General features: G+C 63.7%; 10 protein-coding genes and 4 tRNA genes. 4 read left to right on the top strand and 10 right to left on the bottom strand.

Going from position 1 to position 26,479, the window contains the following annotated elements; all coding sequences use genetic code 11:
* The first annotated feature begins 24 nt into the window (after positions 1-24).
* Both IBX22_RS05430 and IBX22_RS05425 read left to right on the top strand, forming a co-directional pair.
* Positions 25-396: a hypothetical protein gene (locus tag IBX22_RS05430; protein ID WP_194814261.1), complete on the top strand. Its 372-nt coding sequence runs from the start codon at positions 25-27 to the stop codon at positions 394-396.
* Positions 397-770: 374 nt separating this feature from the next.
* A complete protein-coding gene (locus IBX22_RS05425; RefSeq protein ID WP_194814260.1) occupies positions 771-968 on the top strand; it encodes a hypothetical protein in 198 nt (65 codons plus the stop codon).
* A 49-nt stretch (positions 969-1,017) separates the two neighbouring features.
* Here the strand turns inward: IBX22_RS05425 and IBX22_RS05420 are convergent.
* The 3 genes from IBX22_RS05420 to IBX22_RS05410 form a co-directional block, all read right to left on the bottom strand.
* Positions 1,018-1,092: transfer RNA gene (locus IBX22_RS05420), tRNA-Val, on the bottom strand.
* Position 1,093: 1 nt separating this feature from the next.
* Positions 1,094-1,164: transfer RNA gene (locus IBX22_RS05415), tRNA-Cys, on the bottom strand.
* A gap of 40 nt (positions 1,165-1,204) precedes the next feature.
* Positions 1,205-1,276, bottom strand: a tRNA-Gly gene (locus IBX22_RS05410).
* A gap of 410 nt (positions 1,277-1,686) precedes the next feature.
* On the opposite strand from IBX22_RS05410, the gene IBX22_RS05405 reads away from it, so the two are divergent.
* Positions 1,687-1,761, top strand: a tRNA-Val gene (locus tag IBX22_RS05405).
* Positions 1,762-2,193: 432 nt separating this feature from the next.
* Here the strand turns inward: IBX22_RS05405 and IBX22_RS05400 are convergent.
* Positions 2,194-2,652, bottom strand: coding sequence for a hypothetical protein (locus IBX22_RS05400; protein WP_194814259.1), 459 nt, complete (start codon positions 2,650-2,652; stop codon positions 2,194-2,196).
* Positions 2,653-2,829: 177 nt separating this feature from the next.
* Between IBX22_RS05400 and IBX22_RS38220 the strand changes: the two genes are divergently transcribed.
* Positions 2,830-6,660, top strand: a complete 3,831-nt coding sequence (locus IBX22_RS38220; RefSeq protein WP_194814258.1) for a DEAD/DEAH box helicase — start codon at positions 2,830-2,832, stop codon at positions 6,658-6,660.
* 281 nt (positions 6,661-6,941) lie between these two features.
* Here the strand turns inward: IBX22_RS38220 and IBX22_RS05390 are convergent, their stop codons facing one another.
* From IBX22_RS05390 to pglW, 6 genes are read right to left on the bottom strand one after another with little or no spacing between them, the layout of a single operon-like run.
* Positions 6,942-9,086: a DEAD/DEAH box helicase gene (locus IBX22_RS05390; protein ID WP_194814257.1), complete on the bottom strand. Its 2,145-nt coding sequence runs from the start codon at positions 9,084-9,086 to the stop codon at positions 6,942-6,944.
* Positions 9,083-10,390, bottom strand: coding sequence for a BREX system ATP-binding protein BrxD (gene brxD, locus IBX22_RS05385; RefSeq protein WP_309234576.1), 1,308 nt, complete (start codon positions 10,388-10,390; stop codon positions 9,083-9,085). The genes IBX22_RS05390 and brxD overlap by 4 nt, the downstream gene beginning before the upstream one ends.
* A gap of 43 nt (positions 10,391-10,433) precedes the next feature.
* Positions 10,434-13,319: a BREX-2 system phosphatase PglZ gene (gene pglZ / locus IBX22_RS05380; protein WP_309234431.1), complete on the bottom strand. Its 2,886-nt coding sequence runs from the start codon at positions 13,317-13,319 to the stop codon at positions 10,434-10,436.
* Complete coding sequence (locus IBX22_RS05375; protein WP_194814254.1) at positions 13,316-17,194, bottom strand: phage resistance protein; 3,879 nt, start codon at positions 17,192-17,194, stop codon at positions 13,316-13,318. The genes pglZ and IBX22_RS05375 overlap by 4 nt, the downstream gene beginning before the upstream one ends.
* Positions 17,195-17,196: 2 nt before the next feature.
* Complete coding sequence (gene pglX / locus IBX22_RS05370) at positions 17,197-20,874, bottom strand: BREX-2 system adenine-specific DNA-methyltransferase PglX (protein WP_194814253.1); 3,678 nt, start codon at positions 20,872-20,874, stop codon at positions 17,197-17,199.
* Positions 20,871-25,463 (bottom strand): BREX system serine/threonine kinase PglW, encoded by a 4,593-nt coding sequence (gene pglW / locus IBX22_RS05365; protein ID WP_194814252.1) that lies wholly within the window; start codon positions 25,461-25,463, stop codon positions 20,871-20,873. The genes pglX and pglW overlap by 4 nt, the downstream gene beginning before the upstream one ends.
* Between the last annotated feature and the right edge of the window lie 1,016 nt (positions 25,464-26,479).

Here is a 26,479-nt window from a genome sequence, read left to right as displayed (position 1 = left end):
CGACTGGCGGCTTTGGGGGTTCGGATGGTTTGGTGGGCAGCGCTGGCGTTCGGTGCCGCCGGTGGTCTGGTTGTGCAACTCATCGCCTTCTGGACCGACCTGTCCGCATGGCAGGAAGACCGACGCAACGCCCGCCGAGCCCACCAGAAGTCCCGTCCCTGGGCCGACTACTTCGACCCCGGACCCGACCTCGCCGTCGCCGCAACACGATTGGCGCTCGGCGGCGCCGCAGGCCTGATATTCCACGACCACGTCACCAGCTCGATGGCAGCGATCGCGGTGGGCGCTTCCGCCCCAGCCCTACTCCGCCAGCTCGGAACCTCTCGCACCCTCGCCGAAGTGCCCCGCGCGCAGGATCCTGGCACCACCGCAGAATCGGCGGTGGTGGAACCATGAGCGCGACATCGTTCGGACACCGCTACTGGAGCCGCCTCGCCGGCGGCACCGTGCACTCGGCAACGGCCCCCCGAGGCCGGGCCGGATACACCTTCCCGCAACGCTATTGGGCGTCCCTTCGCGGAGTTCGGCTCCCGATCCAGCCGCCGGTCAGCGAAAAACCTTCCACGGCACCGGCTCCGCCGAGCGCCGCGCCAATCGACGTCAGCTCGCCTGCTCCACCCGAGCCTGAGCAGGGTCTCACCCCTCCCAGTGATCCTCCGCTGTCGTTCTACTACCGGATCCCACCTCCGGCTCCACAGTGGTGGGATCCCGCGTCGGAGGGGCTGCAAAAGGGTAGTCCGCAACCGGCCGGGTCGCAGCCTTCGGGTCCGATGGGGGCGCCATGGGGTGGTCCGCAGCATCAGGACTACTCGCAGCCTCCAGGGCCCCAGCCACAATGGGGCGGCCCGTACCAGCAACCTCCCATCGACCAACATTCGCCGAACTGGCGGCTGGTGGCATTCGTGATCCTCGGGGTCCTCTTGATCACCGCCGCCGTGGTGCTCGTACTGTTCCTCGTCACCACCTGACCCCGAACACAAGAAAGGCCCCCTCGAAAGGGGGCCTACTCGGTACTGCTGGTGCGCGATACTGGGATTGAACCAGTGACCTCTTCCGTGTCAGGGAAGCGCTCTCCCGCTGAGCTAATCGCGCGAGGTGGAGACGGGAATCGAACCCGTGTGCACGGCTTTGCAGGCCGTTGCCTCACCACTCGGCCACTCCACCGTACAAAAAGGGGAAAGGCGTATTACTGCCCTACCTCTCGAGCGGATGACGGGATTTGAACCCGCGACCCTCACCTTGGCAAGGTGATGCGCTACCACTGCGCCACATCCGCATGTCTTTCAGGGCGGCCTCGCGGCTGTCCTTCCGACGAGAGAGAACATTAGCCGACCATCGGCGTATGCAACAAATCGCCTGGTCAAAAGGGGTGAATGACACGGATGTAGTTCGCGTCCCGGTGGCTCTGCGGTACTGGGATCGAACCAGTGACCTCACTCGGGCCCCGCCTCGCCGATCGCACCAACCCTCACTAGTTGCCCCGCACCCATCAGGCGCTTCTACGGGCTGTGGACCAACAAGCCGTCCGCTGAATCCGGCCCGCCCACCGCCTGCTCCGCCGCGCTCACTTGTGCCCCACCATGTTTCACCAGTTCCGGGTGGCGATTTGGTGCCTCCCCAGTGGTACATGCTAAGGTTCCATCTCGTTCGGAACGCCGAGAAACGGCCACCTGAACCCCCCGTTAAGGTCCTATAGCTCAGCGGGAGAGCGCTCGCCTCACACGCGAGAGGTCGCTGGTTCGAAACCAGCTAGGACCACCAAAACCGTCTCATTCGAACCGCCGACCGCTCGCGCGTCGGCGGTTTTGTCTTTTGGCCTGCTTCAACCTGGGAGAATTAGGTCCGCGGCACACTCCTCGCCGCCTCGTGGAGGTCGGCGAACACTGTGGCCTTTCGTCCATGACGAAAAGCTTTCGGCTGTCAACCAGGTCATTGATGTAGAAGCGCTGATAGAACGTCTCGTTCAGAAGCCGCCGCATGTCGCGGCTGGATCGGATGTACCGGGGCGTAGAGATCGGCGATCAGGTCCAGTGTCTGCGGCAGCACGCTGGTCCCGATCGAAGTTGCGCGGAGGTTTTGGTCAAGGCGGCTTTAGACGCTTGCGCTGATTCTTGAAGGCGATGAACTTCATGCGAACAGGTAGATGAGCAGTCGTCTGCCGCAGTCGATCGCAAACGCCGAGATGGCTTTTCATCATCCATTCGGTGTGTGGCGCGGATCCGCTTTAGGGATCCTGCGGGCGGCTAACCGGTTTGGCGGCGCCGCGAGGAAGGCCAGTAGCCGCTGAAGGTCCTCCAACTCGCAGTTGTCCCGCCACGGGAAGCTGTGCTCACGCACGAGCCAGAGCGAGATCGTGCGCCCATCCAGGCCAACTTCGTGCGCAAGGTCCTCAACGGCCCGATGGACTTCGGTTCGGTGCGCGTAATACTGGTCATGCTTGCCGAACCGGCCCGCGAGCGCATGCAAGTGCCAAATGCGCTCGTATTCCTCGCAGGCGATTTCGTAGTCTCGCTCCCTCGCCTTGGGGCCGCCCGGGTATCTTCGGGAGAGATCGAAACGCGGGTCGTCGTAAGGATTGTTTGGCAGAGGGGCCAGTTGTTCGCTCGTGCGCTCGCGACCTGAAGCAGGACCATCGTTACCGCCGCTGCGCATCACGGTCTCCGCTGGTCTGTGCTCGACTCACCACGGCATCATCCCAAACCCTGTGCAGCCCGCCTGCAGTGAGGCAGCCGAAACCGGCTGCGGCAGTGGCGATTGCGGTATCAGGAGGGCGCTTGTAACGTGTCCGGACTGGCAGTCTGACCGTGCTGGATATAGGGGGTGCAGCGAGTGGACGGTGATCTCGAACGGCAAGCGAGGATCCTGCGCTATTGGCGCGCTGTAGAGTACTTCAGCCCACCTAAGGTGGACGCGGTCGCGCCGTCCAAGGGCATCCGGGCTGCATGGGTCGGGCGCCCGCTTCCCTGGGAGCCTGGCTCCGGTCTCTCGGCGCCACGACGTGACTACGTGTGGCGCCATACCGTGTACGCCGGGGTCTTCGAAATCTCTAAGGTCCGCGATGTCCTGCAGGATGCGCTGCGATCTCCCGAAGCTGAGCGGGATTTCGACGGCCGCAATGGTGGGCAAAGCGCGATTGTCAGCCTCACCGTGGATCACACCGGTCGTCTTCTCAAGGAGAGCGTCACTCTCTCCTCCTGCGCATGGGCAGTCGGCAGGACTGTGGTTCCAGGGCCGAGCAGCGACGACTGGCTCGACGGATTCGATGAGGACGCGAAAGATCTCCTCGGCTTCCTGTTCGAGATCGGAGACGGGAAGGTGTCGGTCGTCAGCGAGCCCACAAACCCGCCTGCGGATAACCGGCCGAGTGTACTCGGGGCCATCGCGGGCATGATGGCTCGTGTCGTCGGGGATGTAGCGCTGGATGCGGCAACTGGGGGCATCGCATCTGGCGCAGCGATCGCCGCTCGGGCGTTGGGATCGGTCGTGGGCCCGGTGGCAGGGGCGCTCATCGAGAAGGCCGGTGGGCGGCTGGCCGAGCAGGCAATCGACAAAGCTGTGGACACCGTTGCGGGTGGACGCAGCGCTGAGGCCGGGAGTGCCGCCGATTCTGATACAGAGGAACCCCCTGCTGAAACGGACGATCAGACGGACCAGCCGCCAACCAGGCTTGGTGAGAAAGCATTAGCGCTCGAAGATCTGGTGGCCATCACCCGCTGGCTTGCCGAGGCACTCGTGGTGGATGCAGCGTTGTCGCCGGACACGATCCGTATCAAGAGCTACCAGGTGTGGAGCAAGTCCGCCGACGAGGTGAAGGGCGAGGAGTTCCTGAATAGCTTTTACGCCGACGACCTGGAACATGTGGCCGAAGCGATCAGTGCCGGACAGGTAGGTGCTGCCCTCACCGAGTACCTGTCGGCGGAGGAATCCATTGACACGGTACGGCGAATCGACGTGCGCCAAGCCCCACACGAAGTACTGCGATCGCTGTCGCCGGTCTCGATGCCGCTGGGTCGGTGGCCGGCCAATCCCGCCCACCCATTGACCTTGAGTCAGCAGTTCGCGGTCAACGAGATCATGAATCGGCTCGGCGATAAGACCGCCTGCGGAATCTTCGCCGTCAATGGTCCGCCCGGTACCGGCAAGACGACCATGCTGCGCGATCTGATTGCGGCCTTGGTTGTCGAGCGTGCGGCCCGCTTGGCGAAGTTGGATTCCGCTCGGGACGCGTTCGAGAAGTTTCCCGCCTCGTGGCGCACCGAGCAGGAACCCAACGGCAGGGCCGCATATCCGCAGAAGATCTACCCGCTGATCGGCGATCTGACGGGCTTCGAGATTGTAGCGGCCTCATCGAACAACGGTGCCGTGGAGAACATCACTCTGGAGGTTCCCAACGCGAATGCTGTTGACTTGGAGGCTTTTCCAGATGCTGAATACCTGACAGAACAGGCTTCCATGCTGACCGACGATCCCGCGTGGGGAGCCATCGCCGCTCGCTTGGGGAGACGCTCCTATCGCTCGGAATTCGTCGAACGGTTCTGGTGGGGTGAGGGCGAGTCCGAGGGGGCGGGCCTGCACGAGTACCTCAAGTCCTTGACCGCGCCGGATGCCGATGAGAATCTCGCCCGGCCATCGTGGTCGGACGCGGTTGTCGCATTCAACGACGCCGTAGCCGATGCCGAACACCTCGCGGATCAACGCCGGCGCATTGCCGACATCCTCCAGCGCGACCGTGACGACGATGCAACCCTGAGCGACCTACGTCGTCGCGTAGTTGACGGCCAGGGTTTGGTTGCGCAACTCCAGGATCATCACAACCATCTGACGAGCATCGCCGCCCGCGCGGACCTAGTGCGCAGACAGGCCGCGAGGCCCGAACTTGCGGCACGCACCGCACTCCGGAACGCTGACGGAAGAGTCGAGCGCACGGCGGAGCGGGTCCAGGTGGCCGAGTCGGCGGTGGCAACCCACGACCTCGCGCGGCCGGGCCGTCTCAGGAGACTGATCGGGTCGGCGGACCGCGACTGGATGCTCGAACGGACACGTCTGATGGAGGTGTGCATGGCAGCCGATGAACAGATGCGTCACGCCGAACAGAAGCAATCCGAGCATCAGGCTCAGCTACACGCTCGCCAGCGAGAACTCAGCGAAGCGGGCCAGAAGGCACGACACGCACAAGCAAGGGTCGTAACCTGCCAGCAGGCTCTTGAAAAAGCAACAGCCGCATTAGAATCTGCCGGTCGGTCCGTAGCTGCTCGCCGGTTCGCTATCCAACGGGAAATCGGAGACCTCGCCGCCGCGCGGGAACGCTGGCCAGGCAACGTGCCCGGCGCCGAATGGCACCAGGACAGCCGAGAGGCAATGGAACTGCGCGAGAAGTCCGCACCGTGGATGGATGAGGAATTCGCGGAAGCCCGCAGCCGGGTGTTCCTTGCGGCACTGGACCTGCATCATGCGGTCCTCGTCGACGATCCGGAGCTGACCAGGAAAAGTTTGCTCGGTGCGATGAAGATCGTGAAGGGTGACGCCCCAAACGATCTCCCCGAGGACACGGTTCTGGCAGCTTGGCAACTACTGTTCTTCGTCGTGCCGGTGGTCTCGACGACCTTCGCGTCCGCGGCGCGGATGTTCTCCCGGCTCGGCAGCGAGGCTCTGGGGTGGCTGTTCATCGATGAAGCTGGACAAGCCGCACCTCATGAAGCTGTGGGTGCATTGTGGCGGTCGAAACGCGCGGTCGTGGTGGGCGACCCCCGACAGCTCGAACCCGTTGTCGCTCTGCCCTGGTCAGGCCAGAAACGCTTGGCGCGACAGTTCGAGGTCGACCCGCGGTGGGCACCCCAAGGCATTTCGGTGCAATCGGTCGCCGACCGACTCAATGTTTTCGGAACATGGCTGCCCGATGCTGCCGGTGAAGATCAGACCTGGGTTGGTTCGCCGCTCCGCGTCCACCGGCGATGCGATCGGCTCATGTTCGATGTCAGCAATGAGATCGCCTACGACAACCTGATGGTGTACGGCGTTCCATCCCGCGACGACGGATTCGACCTGCTGGCCGGGAACACCTGGCTCGATGTCAAGGCCCTCTCTACCGGCGAGAAATGGAATCCAATTGAGGGCCGCTATGTATTGGCGACGCTGAACCTGGTACGGCAGCGGGTGCGAGCGGCTATGGAACGTGAACTCGACGACCTCTTCGATGACCCGCCGGTCTGGGCTGAAAACGGAAAGACGCGAGCGGAGGAGCTCCAGAGGCGCGTAGCTGAGGCGGTCTTCGTCGTCAGCCCGTTCCGGGAAGTCGTCCAAGGCCTCGAAAAGACCATAGGTAGACGGTTTCCGATCCAGCCGAAGCGAGTTGGCACCGTCCATACCACCCAGGGCAAAGAGGCAGACATTGTCATTCTCGTCCTGGGTACCACGACCGGACAGCGCGGCTCACGGGATTGGGCTGCGCAGTCACCGAATTTACTCAATGTCGCCCTGACGCGCGCTCGCCGCCGCCTCGTCGTTGTCGGCGATTACCAGAATTGGAAGCAGCACAAGAACTTTCGTGTCCTTGCAGACCAGGTCGACAACGGTGCGTTGGCCGTCGTCGATGTCGCAATAACTTGGCCGCTGCGGGGGCACGAAGACCAGGTCGACTGGCGGAGTTACGCCAGTGGATAGGGCCTTTGCTGGGTAGCGGGGATCGAATCTGCGGCGACGACCCATTGTTTGCTCGGGCAGGATCTCGATACCGTGACGCCGTGCAAGGCAGCGAGCAAGGCGATCGTTGGCAGGGTCTGGGCGTGCAGGACCGCATGTGTCGTGTCGCAGGTGATACTGACAGCAGCGGACAGCGTGAGCGCGCACCAGAACGGCCGATGCAATACATGCGTGACTCCGTTTGGCGTGGAAGGGAATTCAACAACCTGCTGCAGATGCAGCCCGCCGTGATCGACTCGATTTCACGACATGGTGCGGAAGAGCGTGCGCTCCCTGATTATCTCCTGTGCACTAGGCAGATCCGCTAGGCGGGCCGCGACTGTGGCCGCGGCGAGGTGCTCCGGCAGTAGGGCGGCGAACTTCAGTCCGTTGACGGCACGAGGATCCACTTTGGGAAGCACCATGTTGGTGTTCGTGATGGCGGCACGCCACATCTCCGGCGTCAGATCGGGACGGAGTCGGATTGCGAGATCTGTTGGTCGCTGGTCGGGTTCGGCGACCGCCGAAAGGGTGTGTGCGAGAGTTGCGTTGGCGCGATAGCCGGCCCAAGTCCACCAGCGGACGGTCTTTTCATCACGACCGATGACCGTTGCGTCCGTTGTGGTTGTGCGGGCGCGTTTGTCGCGTTGGCCGGCGAGGGCGGCAACGGCACGGCGAGTCAGCAATACCGGTGGGTCGGCGCCGAGAATGACTTCACGCATGGCGCGGGTAAGCGCATAGGACAGGCCCCGCAGACCCGAAGACGACCACTTGGCGATGCCGCCCCCGTCAGTTGGTTCGACGAAGAGGCAGCGGCGTTTCCAGTCGATATAAGTGATGCGCCAGCTGCGCCCGGCGAGTAGCAAGACACGTGGGCCCGGCCGATCCTCCGTGAGAAGCGAGGCGTCGGTTTGCCCGATCTCGTGTCGGCCGGCGAGAACAGTGAACTGCGGCGGGGCGGTGAATGCAGCGGTGAGCTCGAGGAAATTCCTTCGCCCGAAACGCTTTTCGGCCTCGGGCCCGATGAACAGCAGTCCCTGGTCGTCCTCGAGAAAGCCGGCGTTGCGCAGGTGCCGCAGGATCGGCTCGCCGGAGCGGTCGAATGGAGGTAAGCCGTTCCATTCTTGTGCCCAGATTCGGTCGCCGAGTGTCCCCTGTTGCAGGGTCACGGCGAGGATCTGCTGAGCGATCAGATGCCGCGGTTCGGGCGGCGCCGCCACCGGTTCCACCCAGCCTCGTCCCCACAGCAGCAGCAGCCCTGCGGCTTGCAGTATGGAATCGTCACTGGTCGTGAGGAATAGACAGTTGCGCGTGGTACCGGATCGTCGGCCGGTGCGGCCGATGCGCTGCAGGAAGGATGCGACGGTGCTGGGAGAGTCGATCTGAATGACACGATCCAGATCACCGACGTCGATGCCCAATTCGAGGGTGGAGGTGGCGACGATGACGGTGTCGCGGGCCTCCGCGAATGCTTGTTCGGCGCGGCGGCGTTCGTCGGCGGATAACGAGGCGTGCGAGAGGAACACCGTAGTTCCGCGGGCGCGCAATGCGGCGCCGAGTTCCTCTACCTGGCGCCGGGAATCGCAGAATACGAGCCGTTTTTCGCCGCGGTGCAGGGTAGCGATCACCTTGGCGGCGTTGTCGAGTGAGCCGACGTAGTCCAGTTCGACCTCGCCCGGTGGCAGCACCGGCGAAACAGGTTGTCGGGCTGGGGTTGTCGCTGCGTCGAGATCCGGTGTGACGACGCGACCGGAACGGATCCCCGCGCTGGAGCCCTGCAGCCAGGTTAGCAATTCGTTCGGATTGCCGACCGTCGCAGAGAGTCCTACGCGCTGGATCGGTTGTCCGGTCATTCGTTGCAAGCGTTCCAACACCGCCAACAGGTGCCAACCGCGATCGTCGCCGGCAAAGGCGTGCACCTCGTCGATGACCACCACGCGGACCCCGCCGAGCAGATCATCGTGATCGGTCTTGACTCCGATCAGCATGGCCTCCAACGATTCCGGAGTGGTGAGCAGAATGTCGGGTGGTGTGCGGCGGATGCTGTTGCGCTGGGATTCGCCGATGTCGCCGTGCCACATCTCGGCGCGGCGGCCGATCCATTGGGTATAGCTGTCGATCCGGGTGACTAGGTTGTTCAGCAATGCTTTGAGTGGGCACAGATACAACACCGAAACCCCGTGCCAGTCTCGTTGCGCCATCGCGCTGAGAAGGGGGAAGCAGGCTGCTTCGGTCTTGCCACCGGCGGTGGGGGCAAGTAGTACGACGTCGTTCCCCGCCAGCAGGGGTTCGATGGCGGCCTTCTGCAGCGGTCGAAGGTCGGGCCAGCCTAGTGTATTGACGATGTGATGCAGGATTACCGGGTCGAGACGGTCGATAGGATCGGCTCCCTCGCTCTGCTCGATCACAGTTCCAGGTCGATCTCATCGGCGCTGGTGAGGTTCTGCTCCACAGCAGTGAGCTCGGTCGGCGTTACCGTCAGCCGATAGTGCTCTCGTGGATCGAAATCGGGGTACTGGTCGATGCGATCGAGAATATCGTCGACCAACTTCTTCAGGAACAATCGCGGCGCCACACCGACTTTACCTCCGAGCGCTCCGCCTACCGCCTTGGCGAGGTCGGCGATATACGCGTCATCGGCGACGGCTCGGATCCGGTCGCCGTCGGCGGAGTTGTCCGCGTACAGGTCGCGGATTGTGATCCCGAGCTGGGCCAAGGACTCGAGAGTGAAACCGGGCAGCCGTAGTTGCACCGCGCGCGGGTTGTCGAAGCGGGGATCCGTGGTGAAATCGGTGGCCAGCCGCTGTGCTAATGGCGCGAGCCGTTGCACGCCCTGCTGACCGTCGTAGAAGGCGGGCGTCCCGGTGATCAGGAGGTAGAGCCCGGGGAAGCGTCCTGAGTACACCTCGTCGATAAGCTGACGCAGCGCGTTGAGCGCCTTGTCGCGGGCGTCGGACCGCACCCGCTGCAGCGTCTCGACCTCGTCGAGTACCACCAGCAACCCGCGATGCCCGCTGTCGCGGAGCACGACCAGAAGGCCCTGCAGGAAGCCGAGGGCGCCGAAATGATCAAGGTCGCCGCGCACTCCGGCGGCCCGCCGCGCTGCCGCGGCGACATTCGGCTGTCCGCCCAACCACGCCAGCACTGCCGCGGCGGTCGAATCGTCATCGTTCAGCGTGGCCTTGCGGTAACCGCGCAGGGCGGCTGCGAAAGACGGTGCGTGCCTGGATACTTCGGCAAGCCGCGCCGTCATGAGCCGCTCCACCGCTGCGGCCAGTTCGGTGTCGGAGGCGCCGTCGGCAAGCGCGTCCTCCTCCAATGTGTAGAACCAGGCGTCGATCACCTGGCGGAGGGCACTGGGTGGGAAGCTGGAGGTGGTGAGCCGTTCTGTGAGCCGTCGATACACCGTTTCCAGCTTGTGCAGCGGAGTTTCGGTCTCGGAGATCTGGATCTCGGAGACCGCGAAGTTGCGACGTTTCGCGCCTTCGGCCAACCATCGCGCAAAGAAAGTCTTGCCGGAGCCGTACTCACCGCGCACCGCCTTGAACACCGACCCGCCGGAAACCACCGTGTCGAGCTCTGCGTCGATCGCCGCTTCGAACCGATCGAGTCCGGTAGCAAGCAAGTCGAGCCCTGCCTCGGGTACGGCTCCGCGACGCAGTGCGTCGATCACCAGGCGGCGCCGGACCGCGCTCACGGGCAGGGGCTGCACGCTACTCACATGGCCAGTCTCGCACTGAAATCGACCCTCATGGTCATAACCCGAACTGGGTGCGCAACCTTGCAGCGTCCAGTTTCAGCGTGCGGCCGTCGCCCAAGGTTTCCAGCACGGTGATGCCGTCGAAGTTGAGCAGCTGACTGAGAATGGCGGCGAAGCCGCTGGCTCGGACGGATGGGTAACCTACGCGCTGCGCCAGTGCGGTGATGGGGAGCGGGCCCTGCAGCAGGGCTCGGAGGGCTTTCTCCACTGTCACCGGCTGCGGAGGCCGGGCGAGTAAGGCGCGCTGGCCATCGAATATCTCCGACCCGAGCAGCCGCTTGACCAGGTCCCCGTCGACGACATCCGAAGCGAACAGCGGCGTAGCCGAAGGGGTTTCGGAAAGATCGAACATCGGCTCGAGGCCCAGCAGTCGCTCCTTCGACACGCGATCGATAGAGCGGCGTCGAGCGGTGGTTTCCTGCGGTACCTGCACGGCCTGGGATGTAGGACGATCCGACGACCACCAGTACGGGGACTGATCGCCGAGCTGCCGCCAGACCGGGTGCCGCGAGACGACGGGCGGTTCTACGCCGAACGGCAGGAACGCAAGGATCGGAATGGTGACCTCGGCGAGCGAAGCGCCGCCGTGATAGCCCGCCCTACGGGTTGTGTAGCGGGAATCGTTGTCCCACAATGCGACGATAGCCGAGTCGGATTCGCCTACCTGTGGCCACAGGACGCGCGGGCCGGACAGTGCGATTTCGGTATCGGCCAGCGGGTGTGACCTGTCCGGATTGCGATGTCGAGCCGATTGCCATTCGTCCACTTCAACTCTCACACTGTGCCGGTCGATGACATGTCCGTGGTCGCTGGTGATCAGTACCGCCATGCCCTGATCAGCGCCAGCCCGCAGCAGCGCGCGTAGATCGCCGATCTCGCGCAGTTCCCAGTCCGGGTCGCCGAGTTTCAGATCTTTGTCGAGTGCGTTGTCGATGGTGTTCAGTACGACCGCGATGTGCTGGTCGGGGTTGAGTAGGGCGGCGGTGAGATCGTCGCCGAAGGGTTGCCCGTTCTCGCCGCGCAGGTCGTCCAGGTGAAAAACGGTGGCCGTCTTCTTCGAACCCCAGAACCGGTGCCGCGGGAATTCGCGTTTCTCGTCGTTTTGATCCCCCCGCGTCAGTTTTCCGGCGAATAGGGAGGTACGTGATACTGCGGTAAGGCTGGGCAGTGCCGCTGCCATCGCCCGGCGCCGGGGTTCACCACCGTCCGGGTAGGGGTCGTATTCGTTCCAGCCGTTGAGCAATTGGTCGGCCAGTTCCGTGGCGATTGCGGCACTCATTCCGTCCAAGACGAGCAGTAGCACGCGGCGATACCCGGCGATGGGCGCGACCACTCGGGCGAGGAAGGATTCGACGGTGAGCATCCGGCCGGGGGCAGTGCCCGCCGCCGTCCATACCGCGAGGCTGGTCGCGAATTCGCGGTCCAGGTCACGCCGGCGCTGACGGACGTTGTTCACGAGCGTGCGATAGGGAATCTTCAATGCCGGATCGGTGTCACCACCAGCTTCCAGATAGTCCAGGGCCCTATCTACCCAGCATGTTTCGCGCATGTGCCGATCGAGAGCGTCGGCGACCGTGTCCGTAGTGGTCTCGGGATCGTCGGCGAGCCAGCGGGCGAGTCGCTGTGCCATCTCGACCCGGCTGATGCGCACCTCGAGTTCTGGATCATCGGCGAGACGGTGTTCGAATAGCTTTTTGGTTGCGTGGGCGACTGCCGCGGAATCGTTGCGACCCAGGGCATTTCCGACGGCGGTGAAACAGGCGTCGAGTCCGGCCCTCAGCACGGGGCTGCTCTTAGCGGCGGCGTCTGCACCCAGCTCGCGCACCAACTCGCCCGCGCGCCGCAGGATCGGGTCGACGATCTGACGGGCTGCACGGGCGGACTGGGACCAGGGGGTGTCGCCGTCGGGCCCGGACAGGTGGGAGTTCGCTCTGCGGGCGCGGGGGTCGTAGGCGCGGGCCAGCTGAACATCGAAATACTCGAGGCAGGCACGGCCGAAAATCGTTATGCGGCGGTCGAGTTCGTCCGCGCTGACCGCGGGGTGGTCACCCAAACGGCGTTCTGCGCGCCCGCGCGCCTGATAGGTGGCACTATCGGGATCCGGATGTAGCCACAAAGCCGCTGCCACCAGTCCGAAGGCCAGCGCATCGCCACCATGACCGGCGCGGACCAGATCGATCAGCACGGATCCGGCCGCACCGGCCTGCTCGCCATCGGTGAGAAACGTCGTCAGTCCGTCACGTTCCGCATCGCGGAGATCCAGCAGCAATTCAGGACTGCCCGGGGTATGCGACCAGTGCAGCAACGTGGCCGGATCGATGCGGTCGGCGTTCGAGGACGGTAGGCGCAGCCGCCGGGAAGCCAAGGCGGACAACGCCTCTCCCTTGGAGAGCACGCCAGGCACTCGGGGCCAGCCGTCGGGTCCGGCGGCGTCCAGGAGTGCCTCGGCCGCCCACGCTTCGCGTCTGATCCATTCGTCGATTCCGGTGGACCCGAAGGCATTCCGGACGATGTCCCAGCGATCTACCAGGTTGATTCGTTTCCGGTGGGTGCGGGCCAGGATGGCCGGATCGAGGTCTTCGTGCTCGCGATCGGTGAGTATCACAAGCACCTGTGGAGCATTGCCTGTCTCGAGGTGGCGCAGAACTAGTTCGTGGACCGCCAAGGCGGAGGGCGCGGGCGCAACACGGGCGCGACGGTCTCCGATTGTGAGCTCGGCTGGACCCTCCCAGTCAGGTTCGGCCCGCAACAGCACGACAGTCCGCTCGCCGCGGCCGGCGAGCGCGTCGGTGAGGCCGTGCCCGGCCGAAAGATATTGGGCGACATCCGCAGTCTTCAGCCGGGGAAGCGTAGTCGTGCTGTGCGTGGCCGTATTACTCACTCGATCACCTCCCATGTCACCACGATTCGGGCATTGGGCTCGCGGCGCGCGAGGTCCGCTACCTCATGCTCCAGCTCACCGATGGCATTGCGGGCGTTGACGGCGCTGAAGCGGCGCGACCCTGAACGCGCGGGAGTCCTGGATGCTGTATCTGCGTGCACTGGAGGATGGTTCGACTCTTTGCTCAGGTCGATGTCTTCCGAGCGTTGCGTCTCTCCAGGTAGCGCAGGAGTCGACTCCTCCGTGTCGAGCGCGGTCGTGATGGCGTCTGCGGTGTCGGTGAGCTTGGCGACCAGGTCGTCGGTGAACTGGTTGGCACGGGCGGTTGCCCGCAGCGATTCCAGCAGTCGCTCGCCGGAGGCACCTAATCGCTTGTACAGCCGCAGTGTGCCCCAAGGGGCTGTCTCGAGGGCATCGGCGACGGCGCGTGCTTGCTTGAGAGACGCGCCGAGATGTTGCGGTGTTGCCTCACCGAGATCGAATCCGGCGAAGGCTTCCACGGTCTTCTTGGCAGTGGGGGAGCCGCCTTCGTTTGCTGTCGACACAGCTGTCAGCAGGGCGGCGGCCCGGTGCGCCAGCGCCAGACGATCGGAACTGTCGAGGTTCAGAAAGGTGGTGTGGCTCTCCAACTGCCGCACCAGCGCAGCGGCGGGTTCGGCGAAGTCGCGCGCGAAGGTGGTGAGCTGGCGTGCCAGGTGCTGCACCATCGGGCCGCGCAGTAGCGCCGGTGCCTTGTTGCCGGTGATCGCTTCGAGGCGATGCCGTGCTGTGTCCCAGATGGTTTCACTCGGCAGCGGTTGTTTACCCAGCGCATCAACGGGTTTGAGCTGACTCGGCTCGGGAAGAGTGTCCTGCGATACGCCGGCACGCACCCATACTCGATCGTCCATGGCCGCGAAGGCGGCTATGACCAGATTCTTCAAGAACTCGTCCAGACCGCGGGGCGGCCGATCGGTCCATTTGGCCAGTGTTGTGACCGGTAGGTCACCGGTCACGCCGTCGGTGGTCGCGAAACGGCGGAAGTCGTCTGCCCAGCGTCGCGACAGCTCGAAGTACGCCTCCTTCTGTTCCCCCAGCCCGAGTGGGACCGCGATGCGCTGCATTATTTGGCGGTCTTTGGCCGGTATCTCCACGCGGCCGTCCCGAGTTTCTGCGGCTGAACGCACATGGGTGAATACGGTTTTCGCGTCTGCGGATCGCACGGGGCTACCGATATCGTCGGAGAAATCCGGGTGCGCGGGATACTGGTGTGCAAGCATGACGCCCGCGAGATGGCGGATACCGTCGTGCATCGTCGAACCGAACGGAAGCCGCAGATCGGCGATCTCGGGCAGCGGCTGCAGATGGTCGTCGAAGACGTTCTGCACATCAGTCTCGACCTTGGCGTCGAGCCCGTACGCCTTCTTGAACGCCGCTCGCATCTGAGTCATCAACGTATCGCGCTGGGTGCTCAGTAGGTTCCATGCGGTTGCGCGGTTGTCGGCGTTGAGATGGCTCGCGTATTGGGTGTCGAACCGGCCTCTGTCGGCAATTGCCTTATCGATGATGACCAGCTTCTGAAATCCGTCCCAGCGGGCCTTGGACAGGTGGTCCGGCAACCAGGCAACGGTCTGGGTGGGATGGTCCTGCTGTTTGGCGCGCAGCTCACGGACGCGGGTGGCATCCTCTCGGGCAGTGTGGTCGTCCTCGTCGAACGGCAAATCGATCACCAGCCGCCACAGACTGCTGTCATAGGGCTGTAATTGGTTGTCGGGCAGCTCGTCTTCGTCACGGACATTTCCGAACACCACTTCGACAGTCCGGTTCGAGCCGCGCCACACGAAGCGCAGCGGATGGGAGTTCGACACATCGGTGCCGGGATCGATGCCGAATTCCCCGATCAGTAACCGCTTCGCCAAGGCGGCCCGGTTGGCGCGAGTGTTGTTGACGCTGGCGTTGGCGAGCACCATGTCGACGTTGACACCGGTGAGCTCCAGGCGCACGCCGGGATTGGCATCCGGCTCACTGTATTTGATCTCGGCGAACTGGCCCGCCCACTCACGAACCTTGTTCGCAATGACGCCGACTTCCGCGCCCGGGATGGGAGTGGCGATGGAGCCGTGGTTGAGCGCGCCCAGGCTGCGTGCATTCAGGTCGTGCAACGCCGGCGCGCTGGGCGCGAGCGCGGACAACAGCAGTGTGCACAGCAGCTGGTTGTCGGCGGTGAACTGCTTGCAGCCGTTGACGACCTTCGTATCCGTGATCTCCGCGGGCCGGTGCAGGTAGGCGTCGATATCGTCCTCGGTGACCTCGTACAGACGTCGTAGGTAGGGGCGAAGATCGTTGCGGTACAACCGATCGGCGGCCTCGAACATGACCCGCTTGTCCGCGACGAAGGGCCGATCACCGCCCGCGGTGAGAACCTCGTAGAGATCGCCGAGCGGCACCAGCTGACCTAGGAACAGATTGTCGCGGCGCTGTGCCAGCAACTCGCCCATGAGCTTCAGGCCGGTGCGGTTGCGCTGCAGATCAGTGGACATGTGCACCAGCGTCGACAGGAACGCCGGTGAGAACGGGTAGGCGAGTTTGAACGAAGCTTCGTCGGCGCCGGTGGACTGGTCGGAGCCGAGCAGCGCGTCCCACACCTGTGGGCCGACCCGTTTGGTCACGGCGAACGCGGCGTCTATCTGCGCCTGGCCGTCCTTGGTCAGCGGCTTTAGCAGCCGCTCGTGCGCGATCTCCGGAAGGTTGCGGTCCTCGAGTTCGATCACGTCGAACCGACCGGAGGCGAGCTCGAGATTGTCATGGATGGCAGCCGCGTACGCGCCGGATGCCTCGCCGCCCAGTAGTTCTCGTGGATCACGCTGGCGGGCGATGAACGACACGATCGGGATGGCCCGGCGGGTGTCACCGCCCTCCCGGAAGTTGGTCATCTTCCCCGTCTCGCGGGCTACGAACTTGTGGTCGTGCATCTGGGTGTGCAGCCACAGCACCAACTCGTCAAGGAACAGGATGAGCCCGTCGTAGCCAATGGACTTCGCGTGCTCCGCGATCACCGATAGGCCGGCGTCGAGGGAGATGAACCCATGCTCGTCCTCTGCGGCGTCGCGGGTGAATCCGGTGATCAAGGTCGCGCTGGCATCGCCGACCAGCTTGGCGCGCAACTCCTGCGGGGTCTTGGGCTCAACCAGATCGAGTGCGGCACCCGGTTCGTGAGATTCGGGTGCGGCCATGGCGGTGTCGAGCTTGTCCGCCGTCCAGAATATGGTGTCACCCCACTCGTCGCCCTCCGCACCCTCGTAGATCGAGTTGAGTGCTTGGAGGACGAAGTCGTCACCGCCTGGCCGGGCGCGCATTCCTGCGAGACTGTCGAACAGTGCGTCGGTGCGATACACCTGCGGCAGATGTACATTCGGGTCCATTGCGCGCACGTGCTCCACGTACCCGCCGAGTACTCGTTGTTCGAGGGACTTCGCGCCCAGCATGTGGTACGGCACCAGCAGGAACCGGCGTCCATCGGTTTGCAGCCATTCATGTTTGGCCAGCACCGGCGCGAACTCCTTGCGCGCCCGCGCCGCGGAATTGATCGCAGAATCGTTGGACAGCAGCGCATACAAGACCGCCATGAAATGCGACTTACCAGAACCGAACGAGCCGTGCAGATAAGCCGGTTTGGAGGCGCGACCGTCGAGCGCGGACTTGATCAGGGCGAGCGCCTGATCGTAGTTGGCCAGCAGTTGCTCGGTGATCACATATTCGCGCACCGCCTGCACGAAGGTGGCCGGATCGGCAACCGACTCAACCAGGCCGAGCACATAGTCGGACGTGGAGATGTGCTCCTTGATGTGGATCAAGTCCCGCAGCAAGGGTTTTGGAGCGTTCGGTTTCGGCGCCACTTTCACTCCTGTGTCTTGCGCGCTCGGGTGGCTTTCCCAGCGCCGGTGGCTCGGCCGCGGGTGGCGGCGGTCGGACGCCAGGCAACCAGGTCGTCGTCGGTCAATCCGTGCTCATTTTGAATCTGACGGCGGTACCCGGCAAAGAATTCGGCCGGGGATCCGCTGTAGGCGTCATCGAATTCGTTGTGCCACTGCTGCAACCATGGCTGCAACTCCAGCAGACCGGCCAGCAGTGGGGTGATCTGCTGGGTGTCCACGGCGTGGGTCGTGAAATACGTCGCGAGGGCTTGAGCCTGCTCGCGGTGATCCCAGCCCGCCCAGCCGTAGCGTTGCGGAGTGGGGGTGTTGGTGTCGCCGTAGGAGATGAAGCGTTCCTTCGGGACGTCCAGTTTGCCGCGGGCCTGCCAGAACGAGGTGCGCAGGAAATCTGTGCTGGTGTACTTGGGCGGCACTGGGATCGAATCACGAATTTTGAGCTGTTGCTCCAGGTCAGCCGCATTGTCCTCCTGGCGCTGGAGGTCCCAGACGTGCTCCCAGTCGCCGCGCTTGCGCAGGCCAGATGGCTTGTAGCGCAAGGCAGCCAGGAAGGGAACGTGCTCCTCGGTGAGTAGATCCGCTACCACTTTCGTCAAGTCTTGGCGGGGAGCGTAGATCACGGCGACCGAGGTGAAATCTTCATCCTGCGAGAGAAGGTCGGTCAGGCGGGTCAGGGTGCGGATGACCGGTTGGTCGCTCTCGTCATGCCACAGGCCGGGGCGCTCCATTCGACGGAGGAGCCAGGCGCGTAGTGCCTTGTGCTGCAGGGCATCCCAGCCTTCGGTTGCCCAGCGGCGCTTGTACTCTGGGCGCTCGATCATGTTGATGGCGCGGTTATTTTCGATGGCATCGATGCGCCTTTCGACGACAGCCTTGTACGAGTGCGGCCATTGGGATGGGATTTCAGTGATCGGGGTGGAGTTATGGCGGGTGAACCACTCAGATGACGCCTCGCCCCTGCTTGCTCGACGGGCGAGAACAATCTCGAATGCACGCTCCCCCAAGGAGATTTCGGGCACGTCTCGCTCAGGCGTGCGCAAATCCTCAGGGCAGAGGCTATAGAGCGAATAGACCTGCCAGTCGAGTTCCTCCTGCAAAGCGATCATGGTTGCCCGGATGGAACTCCACACTTCCGCTGCTGAACGGAGTAATGAAAGGTTCGGAACAGTAGCCTGATTGGCGACATTCGCAGGCCGTGCGGCTGCCAGCTGGTTTCCTAGGAGATCGAGTTCACTTCCTAGCGCTTCCGTGCGTCCTATAGCAATTGGGAATTTGCCGATGTTGGTTCCGTTGAACTGATAGAAATCTTCGAAAGGTATCGTTGCCTGGCGTGCGCCCCGGGCATCAACGGTACTTCCTTTGTTATGGCACATCATTTTGAGCCAGAAGCATGCAGTGGAGCTGTTGAGAAGACCAAGCAGCAGGAGGTGTTCCTCCTCGGTTGCTTCGCTCGCCAACTTGATTACTGGTGCAGTTCGAGTAAAGACCTTCCCGCCGCGGTCCAAAGTAAAATGATTGTGGGTTGCTATTTCGCCGTATGTGATGGATAGAGGGGTTGCATATCGTTCTCGAACCCATCGGTACCAGGTCCACCACGGCTTGCCGAGATCTTCTTGAGTCTTGCCATTGAAGTCAGTGGTTGAGCGAAGGTGGCTACGAACTGACCACAGGAGACGCCCCCAAGGGCTTCTCTCATCGTATTCGAGCGGCTCTAGCGCGGCATCATATGGTGTTATAGCTTGCTCGTCGGTCTGTGCATCCCAGTCGCGAACAATTTCACCGGTAACGAGCCTCGTGGCCAGGTTGTCTTTAATCCTCTTTCGTTGCAGTGCATCTGGAGTACTCACGAATGCATCGTCGCATCCTGGGAAACTGGCAAAGCCGATATCTCGGGGTAGCAATGACCGCAGGCGACGCTGACCTGTTGTTCCGATCTGCTCCACCATCTCCAGCCCGCCGTCGAGTAGGATCCACGGTTGCTTGCCGAAGTATCGCCTCCGCTCCAGGTCATTCACCGAAACCCATTGCCCCACAAAGCCCGGATTGCTGATTTGCTCGACGATCTCCCGCCATACGAGCCCGTTCTCGGGCTCCTCGGGCGCTTTGGGTTCGCCTCGTACACTTCGCACCGTACGGATGTTTGGTATCCGGATGTTGCCGGATCTCGGTGTGCCGACGAGTATTACCGTCGGTGTGCCGTGCCCCGGAATATAAGCACCGGAGGTGTCGATCACCTCGGTGAGCTCCACTCTCTCGGAGAAATATTCTTCGATGAGCTTAGTCCCGAACTCTCGCTTCATGAATGAATTCGCGGTGATCTGTCCGACCCGTCCGAACCCCCGCCCATCTGAGCCACCGCGCTTGGCAAGTTCGAAGAAGCGGGCGGCGAACGGGACCGACAGCGCGTACTTACCGGAGCAGACGTCGGAGTAGATCTTCCGGTATGCCTCGTTGAGCTTTCTGTCCTTCACGGTAATGTACGGCGGATTGCCGACCACCACGTGATAGCGCTCGTTCTCCAGGATGCGTGGATGTTGGAGCATATCCTCAGTGGCATAGGAGAATCCGGCGAGCGGGTCTCCGCCATCGGCGCCGCTAAAATCTAGTTCGAGTTGCCGGTTCTGGATGAGTGAGTCACCGACCGCCAAGTGAATCGGCCATTCGTAGTTGGCCGCCTTGGCGAGCGTGGCGACCTTCGCTGCCGCCATCGCCGCCACCAGCAGCCGGAAGCGGGCGATGGCGATAGCGAACGGGTTGAGATCGACGCCGTGCACCGAGTCCAGCGCTGCCCGCACCTGCTGATGCAAGCCTTTTCCGCGCGGCTGCGCTTCCCATGCCTCGACCAGCCGCCGGAAGGCTCCGAGCACGAAATGCCCTGAGCCACAAGTTGGGTCGATGACTCTAAGCTCCTCGTGACCAAACTCCCCCAGCGCCGGATTCATGGTGCGGTCGAGGATGAACTCTTCCACGAAGACCGGAGTCTGTCGCAACGCATAGGCTTTACGTGCATTCTCGGAGAGCTCCTCATACAAGTCGCCGAGGAAGCGAGTGCTCCAACCGTCCTTACCGCCCTCCCTCAGCGGGTCGGTGAAATCGTGCACCAGCTGCCCCTGTTTGTCTCGGGCACGCCAGAATTCGACCAGCGCACGCGCACCCTCGTGGGAGAGTTGAACCTGGTAGAGCGGGTTGTGGTCCGGGTCGAACAACAGCTTGCCCGCCTGGCCAGCTGCCAGTTCGGTGAAGGCGCGCAGCAGCCAGCCCCGGTAAGTGGGGTCGGGATCGGATTCGACGTAAGCGTCGTAGCGAGCCTGCGCCAGGCCACGTCGGTCAGCACTGGGCCCAGTCAGGTACGGCTCGGTGATGAGCTGATTGTCTTCGCAGAAGCGGACAAATACGGTGCCAAGCACCCAAGCCGCGGCCACCTGGGGGATACGGCCCGGGTACTTGTCGTCGCCCACAAGCCATGTCGACCACGTGGCGGCGGTACGACCAACCTTCTTAGCCTGATGGTATTCATCGAGCAATTGATCGCGCGCTGTACGGGTGGCATCCGTGCCGGGGCGCTCGACCTGCTGGACCAGGTCCTTCTCAACCGCCACAACCTGCTTGCGAAGGTCGGCCAACAATACGACGCGGTCGATCATGCAGACACCCCTGTGTTGTCGGCGTTGATGTTTCGGCTACCGGATCGGTGAGCGTTGCGGACCCAGTCGTCGGTCAGCACGATCCACTCGCTGAACCCGGCTAGGAAAGGAACAGCGGCCGTGCCCAGACGCGGTTTGCGATGGGGGTCGTCCTGGGGGCAGAGCATCCACAGTCCACGACCGCCGTGCCGCGACTGCTCCGCGAGCCGGTTCAGTACGCCCATGGCGTCATAGCGTGCGTAGACCAGGGTGTCGGTCATGAGCACTGGGCCTGCCGCAGAAGTCAGGCGCGTGCGCACCCTAGGTTCGATGCGGCCAAATGCCGTCCGCACGTACTCCGCGAAGCGAATCGCACGCTTGCTACCCGGTTCGGCGGCGTCGGCCATGAGGATCGTCTCCCAGGTCGGCTTACCACCGGCAGGAATCAGATCATGCATGGCGGAAAGGAAGAGCCCCGTCATCGAAATCGGCTCGGCCGCAAACCGACTCGCGATCTCGTCGGCAGCCAGGTTCGCAAGCGAAGAACGTACCGTCAGCACTCGGAAACCGTCGCGGCCCGCCGTGGCGGTGAGCTGTTCCTCGGCGCGGGACGCCGCGGCGATGGCTGGGTCGTCGGCCCAGCGGCCGTTTCGGATGGTGGTGGCGGTGGATCGGCGGCCCGACCAGACCGACATCGAGCTGAAGGTGTCTATTCCGTGGGTCGGCAAGTAACGGACTATGCCCTCGGAACTGGTCTCCAGCACCAGATCGAAACCGGCATTACGCAGCGCAGCGGTGAGCTCCGAGCCGTCCGAAAGTCCCTGTTCCGCTCCGAGTTCTGGGAAGCGGGCACGAATCCGCTCGTGCACTTCTTCGACCCGTACACCAGGCTGGCGCTGGCGTTCCAGACCCGGGGTCAGGCGGACCAGGCCCGCCTGGGTGAGCCGGGCCGCCCTTACCAGCGGCAGAGTCAGCGGATAAATCTCCAATCGGGGTGTGGCCGCGGCGTGCCGCGATGCGCCCACCGCCATCTGTACCAGCCGGCGCTCGTCCCAACCGAGATCGGACCACTCGACGACGCCCGGTGGCACGTCGATTGCACTCAACCGTTCCAGCACGGTGGCGGGTGTGGGGAGCGTCTCCGAATCCGCCAGCCGATCCGCGGCCGCGCCCAACCGTGCCGCGTAGCCCAATAGTGCCTTCACCGAGGGCGTTTCGGGCGGATCGTTCTCTTCGTCTACCTCCAAGGCCAGCACAACCGGCAGTGCGCCATCACGAGGGCCGTTGCACTCGAAAGCCGCCTCGTCTGGTGTCAGCTGTTCGGCCTCGGCGACTGCGCGCACCACTGCCACCGCCAGTGCCCTCCGCTGTGCACGGCCGTCGAGCCGGGTTCCGCGGCGCAGGATCAGGGCGTCGGCGATCTCGCTGATGGAGGCAACTCGTCCGAATTCCCTTAGTAGCTCCAGGATTTCGTCGCGTACCGCGGACACCGCATCGGATTTGCGCCACTTCTGACGCATCTGCTTGAGCGACTGAGAGATGGCCGGCGAGCTGACGCCCATCGTCGCTGCTACAGCCGACTTCGTCGGCCATACACCCAGGTCGGGCAAGTCGTTTACACCGGGGACCTGAAGCAGCCGGGTCACCATGTCGACTTTCTTGGCGTTGGAACCGTTGTTGTTGAGCTCCGGCACCAGCTGCGACACCAGGGTGTCCAGGCTAAGTGCCCGCAGCACCGTGGCGCCCTGATCCGCTGCAGCTGCCTGTGCTTCGGTCAGCTCCTCCTTGGCGGCGAGGCGGCCTTCGGTGGTGAGCGGGGTTGGCGTAGTGCGGCCCAGCAGTCTGCCCCACTGCTTCTGGCGGCCCTGGATCTCGATGCGGGTGCGCGCACCCAAGCCGGGAGCGTTGATGAGGTTGCGCTGGCTGTAGTCGAGCAGGTCGCCGACCGTGTTGATGCCGAGCCCGTACAGGAACTGCTCGGCCGCCGCCGTCAAACCTGCTGTCGCCAGCGGGGTTTCGCGAGCTACTTGCTCGGCGATCCGATCGCGCTCCTGCTCGGAGGTCTCCGCCTCTGCAGGCGTGAGGTCGGCGCCACCAGTTGCCGTCTCGGAGCCAGGGGCACCTTCGGTCACGTCCACAGCCGGGTGCCGGGTCCGCGGCCGGGACGGCACCGCTCGCGCCATCTCCAGGAAGATCCGCCGCCACTCGTCCCGCATAGGTTTGAGGTCGTCGAACCGCTGTGCGGCATTCCGGTGCAGTGCCCTGCGGAAGAACCCGATCAACCCGTCCCGGATCGACGGATCGAATGCGTCCGTGGCGATCTCCGGGTAGGGGAGGTGGTTCGGATCGGTCTGTCGTGGTGCGACCGAGCCGTCACCCCAGCGCGGAAGTTCAGCAGACGCCATCTCGTGCAAGGTGACCGCCAGCGCGTAGCGTTCCGCGTGCGCGTCGTAATTGGTGCGGCTGATGGTGCCGATGAATGGGTCCAGGTAGCCGTCGGTCCCCGCCTCGGTATCCTTCGCCGGATAGCCGGCGAGCGAGAAGTCGATCAGTACCAGCTGCCGGGTTCGGTTGGGGCGCACGCGGATGGCGATATTGTCCGGCTTGAGGTCTCGGTGCCAGATGCCCTCACCCTCCAGGAACTCGACCGCGCCGAATAGGTATTCGCCGTAGGCCTCCAGTTCATCCACCGTGAGGCGGCCGTTCTCACGAAGGTGTCGCGCCACCGTCTCCTCAGTGCGGCGGCGCTTGCTCCCAGTTTCCGTCGGTGCGTCCAATTCCCGTTCGTCGCCGACATATTCGAGTAGCAGGCCGGTCCGGACGCCGATGCGGACGACCCCAGGATCAACCGATTGAATGATGCGGGCATCCTTGCGCAGCCGCCGCATCACCTCGGCCTCGCGGGTCAGCACGTCGGCGCGGCCGTCCGACAGTGCCACCTTCAGCACTGCGAAGGCTCGCGCGTCCTTTGTCTGCGGGTCTGCGGCCAGATCGCGCACCAGGAATGCACGGCTGGTCGAGCCGGTGCCGAGCCGTCGGCGCACTTCCCAGCGTCGGTCCAGGATGTCGCCGGCGACCGCATCGAGTGGATCGATCTCCGGCGCAACCGGTTCTGGCTCCGTTGGTGTGCGCAATTCGGACTCGATGAGTTCCAGCCACTCTAGGAACTCGTCCACCGAGGAGATCCGGCGCTCGGGCTGATAGGCAGTCGCTGCCTCAACCAGCTCATCGATGTCGGAATGCAATCCGTCCACCACAGCGCCGGGCCGCAACCCCTCACCTGCCTCGAACCTGGCAAGCAACTCAGCCTGGGTCGCGGCCGGTGGACGGCCTGCCACCAACAGGTACGCGAGCATGCCCAAGCCGTACACGTCCATCTCGATCGGCTTGGGTTTGGCAGCGGCCAGCTCCGGGGCTAGGTACACCTCGGTGCCGGGAGCTAGATGCGCCGTCGTGAGATTCGTCGTCGCAAGGCCGGTGCGTCCCGGTCGGCTGGCGGTGCCGTGTTGGGTGGCGATCTGCCAGTCCGCGATCTGCAGGTACGGTGTGCGCCAACGGTCTGGTTCCCCGAGCTCACGGCCACTCCGGTCGCGCAGGCGTGGGATGACGTGGACCGAGTGTGCGGACAGGCCGCGATGGTAGATACGCCCTGAGTGTGCTGCCCGCATGGTCTCGGCAAGCTGACGCACGAGCTGCAGCCGGTCGGTGAGGTCGAGGGTGGACGCATGGCGTGACACGAATTCGTCCAAACGGACCGTGCTTGGGTCGTATTCGAAGATCAGCGCCGGGCCCGCCGGATGCGCTCCGGAGTCGATATCGACGAACCGAACCACACCGGGATGCCGGAATCGGCGCAGTACCGCCGCTTCTCGTTTCGCCGAGTCGTATACCGATTTGCGCGCCTCGGCATCCGCGCCGCGCTCGGAGACGTAGATCCGGACACGCGCCAGCGTACCCAGATCGGCGTGTGAGGCCCGGTAGTCGCTCCAGGTCGGGCCGATGTCGAATGGCTTGTGTTCGAGCCGGTACGCGCCCACCGTGAAATCGGCTTCGCTGCGGCCGATTCCGACCTTCTGCAGAGCCCGAGCGACGGACTTCGCCCGCTGGGCGGTCATCCGGCGGCGTTCGTCGAGCACCGGTCCAGCCAATACTCGCACCAGCTCCGCGATGGTGTGTGTGTTCGCGCGGTCGCCCGGCGGCAAGGTGAATGTCAGATCCTTGTTGGTCAGGCAGACATGGCTGGTCACAAAGACTCGCTCGGCCCCAAGGTGTGGGGCGAGCAACCCGGCCAATTCTTTGGCCTTCTGCTCATTCAAGTGCAGCGGGCTACGGTGATGTCGTCGACCTCTACCGTCCAGCTTCAGCACCCAGTCGCCACGCTCGACAGTGAGTTGGCCGCGCCAGTCCTTCAACTCGATCATGTGAACCCCGTTGGGCGCGATCACCAGCAGGTCGACCTCGCGTACGTGCCCGTACCGCTCGGTGAAGGTGAAGTTCGACCACGCATACCATGGGTCGGCATTAGGTAGCCCTACGCGGATGGCCTCCAGGCCGCGGCGTTCGTGCTCGAAACTTGATTCGGTGACGGACGTCCACCGATCCACTTCCATGCGTCGAGCCCCGTTCTCTGTTGCCATCACGTTCCATCGACGGTCGGTAGCCGGTCAGCTCTTGAAGTCCCCCTCGCTCGTGAGGGTGCTGACTGGGATCGACCTAACTCCAGCGCACTGAATCCTGAAGTGCGGCAATCCTTTCTGATCCCCACCACGCCGCCGAACAGGTCTGCGTACCGTTCCACCCGTTATGTGCTCTCCGATGGCAATCGGCGAGCGCGGGCCGACGTTACCTGCCGATCCGCCGGCGATCGACCGGAAAAGGCCGTTTCAAACCTTGAGATCTGTTGCGGCAGTGTTGATATCGAGTCTCTGCGGCTCGGCGATCAATCGACGATGATGTGTCATCGGGCGAGCCTCGGTGGCCGAAGATGTCCTGCAGCAAATAGATTGGGCGCGCTGGCATAGCTCTCCCTTCGGAGGTGGATCTCCGCGAAACCTACGCTAATTGTCCACTGAATTCGGCTGGTAGACAGCAAAAGACACAAGATTGCCACGAAACTTTGCGTCGTCGACACCCTGCCGGAGCATGGTTCGAAGCTCTCCGCCAGTTACAGCCGAGTTGACTGCGGAATGCTCGTCTGGCCGGTGGCAGATCGTCTGTTCGCCGACGGATTGCTGTTCGATAGAGATTGCTGGCGTGTCGCACTGCGACACGCCAACAACCTCCCGGACTTACGCTGGACGTGTGGTCCGATCTGAGGTTCGAGGGTGTCGACACGTCGGAATAGCTTGGTTGCTATCTCTTTCGGTTGCGGCTGCCGCCCGTAGGGCGCATCGGGGTGCCTCGTTCGCGCAGAGCGTCGCGGATGGTGCTAGCCGGGAAGCCGGTCATCTTGCTGCAGCTGGCGAATGAGTGTCCGGCCAGATAGAGCCGTTCGGCTTGGTCGATGTCGGTTGTGGTCATCGACTGGTATCTGCGCGCTACCCCGCGGTTGGTCAACAGGGCGAGGACAGCGGTCTTGCAGATCCTGTATTGCTTGGCGAGCTCCGTTGTAGAGGTGCCGTCGCGG

The sequence above is a fragment of the Nocardia sp. XZ_19_385 genome, assembly GCF_015355755.1.
Lineage (GTDB): Bacteria > Actinomycetota > Actinomycetes > Mycobacteriales > Mycobacteriaceae > Nocardia.
This window is presented reverse-complemented; position numbering and strand designations above follow the sequence as displayed.

Excerpts from the sequence above, each read along its gene's own strand:
- IBX22_RS05430 (WP_194814261.1), top strand. The coding sequence starts at position 25 with ATGGTTTGGTGGGCAGCGCTGGCGTTCGGTGCCGCCGGTGGTCTGGTT.
- IBX22_RS05425 (WP_194814260.1), top strand. The coding sequence starts at position 771 with ATGGGGGCGCCATGGGGTGGTCCGCAGCATCAGGACTACTCGCAGCCT.
- IBX22_RS05400 (WP_194814259.1), bottom strand. The coding sequence starts at position 2,652 with ATGCGCAGCGGCGGTAACGATGGTCCTGCTTCAGGTCGCGAGCGCACG.
- pglX (WP_194814253.1), bottom strand. The coding sequence starts at position 20,874 with ATGATCGACCGCGTCGTATTGTTGGCCGACCTTCGCAAGCAGGTTGTG.
- pglW (WP_194814252.1), bottom strand. The coding sequence starts at position 25,463 with ATGGAAGTGGATCGGTGGACGTCCGTCACCGAATCAAGTTTCGAGCAC.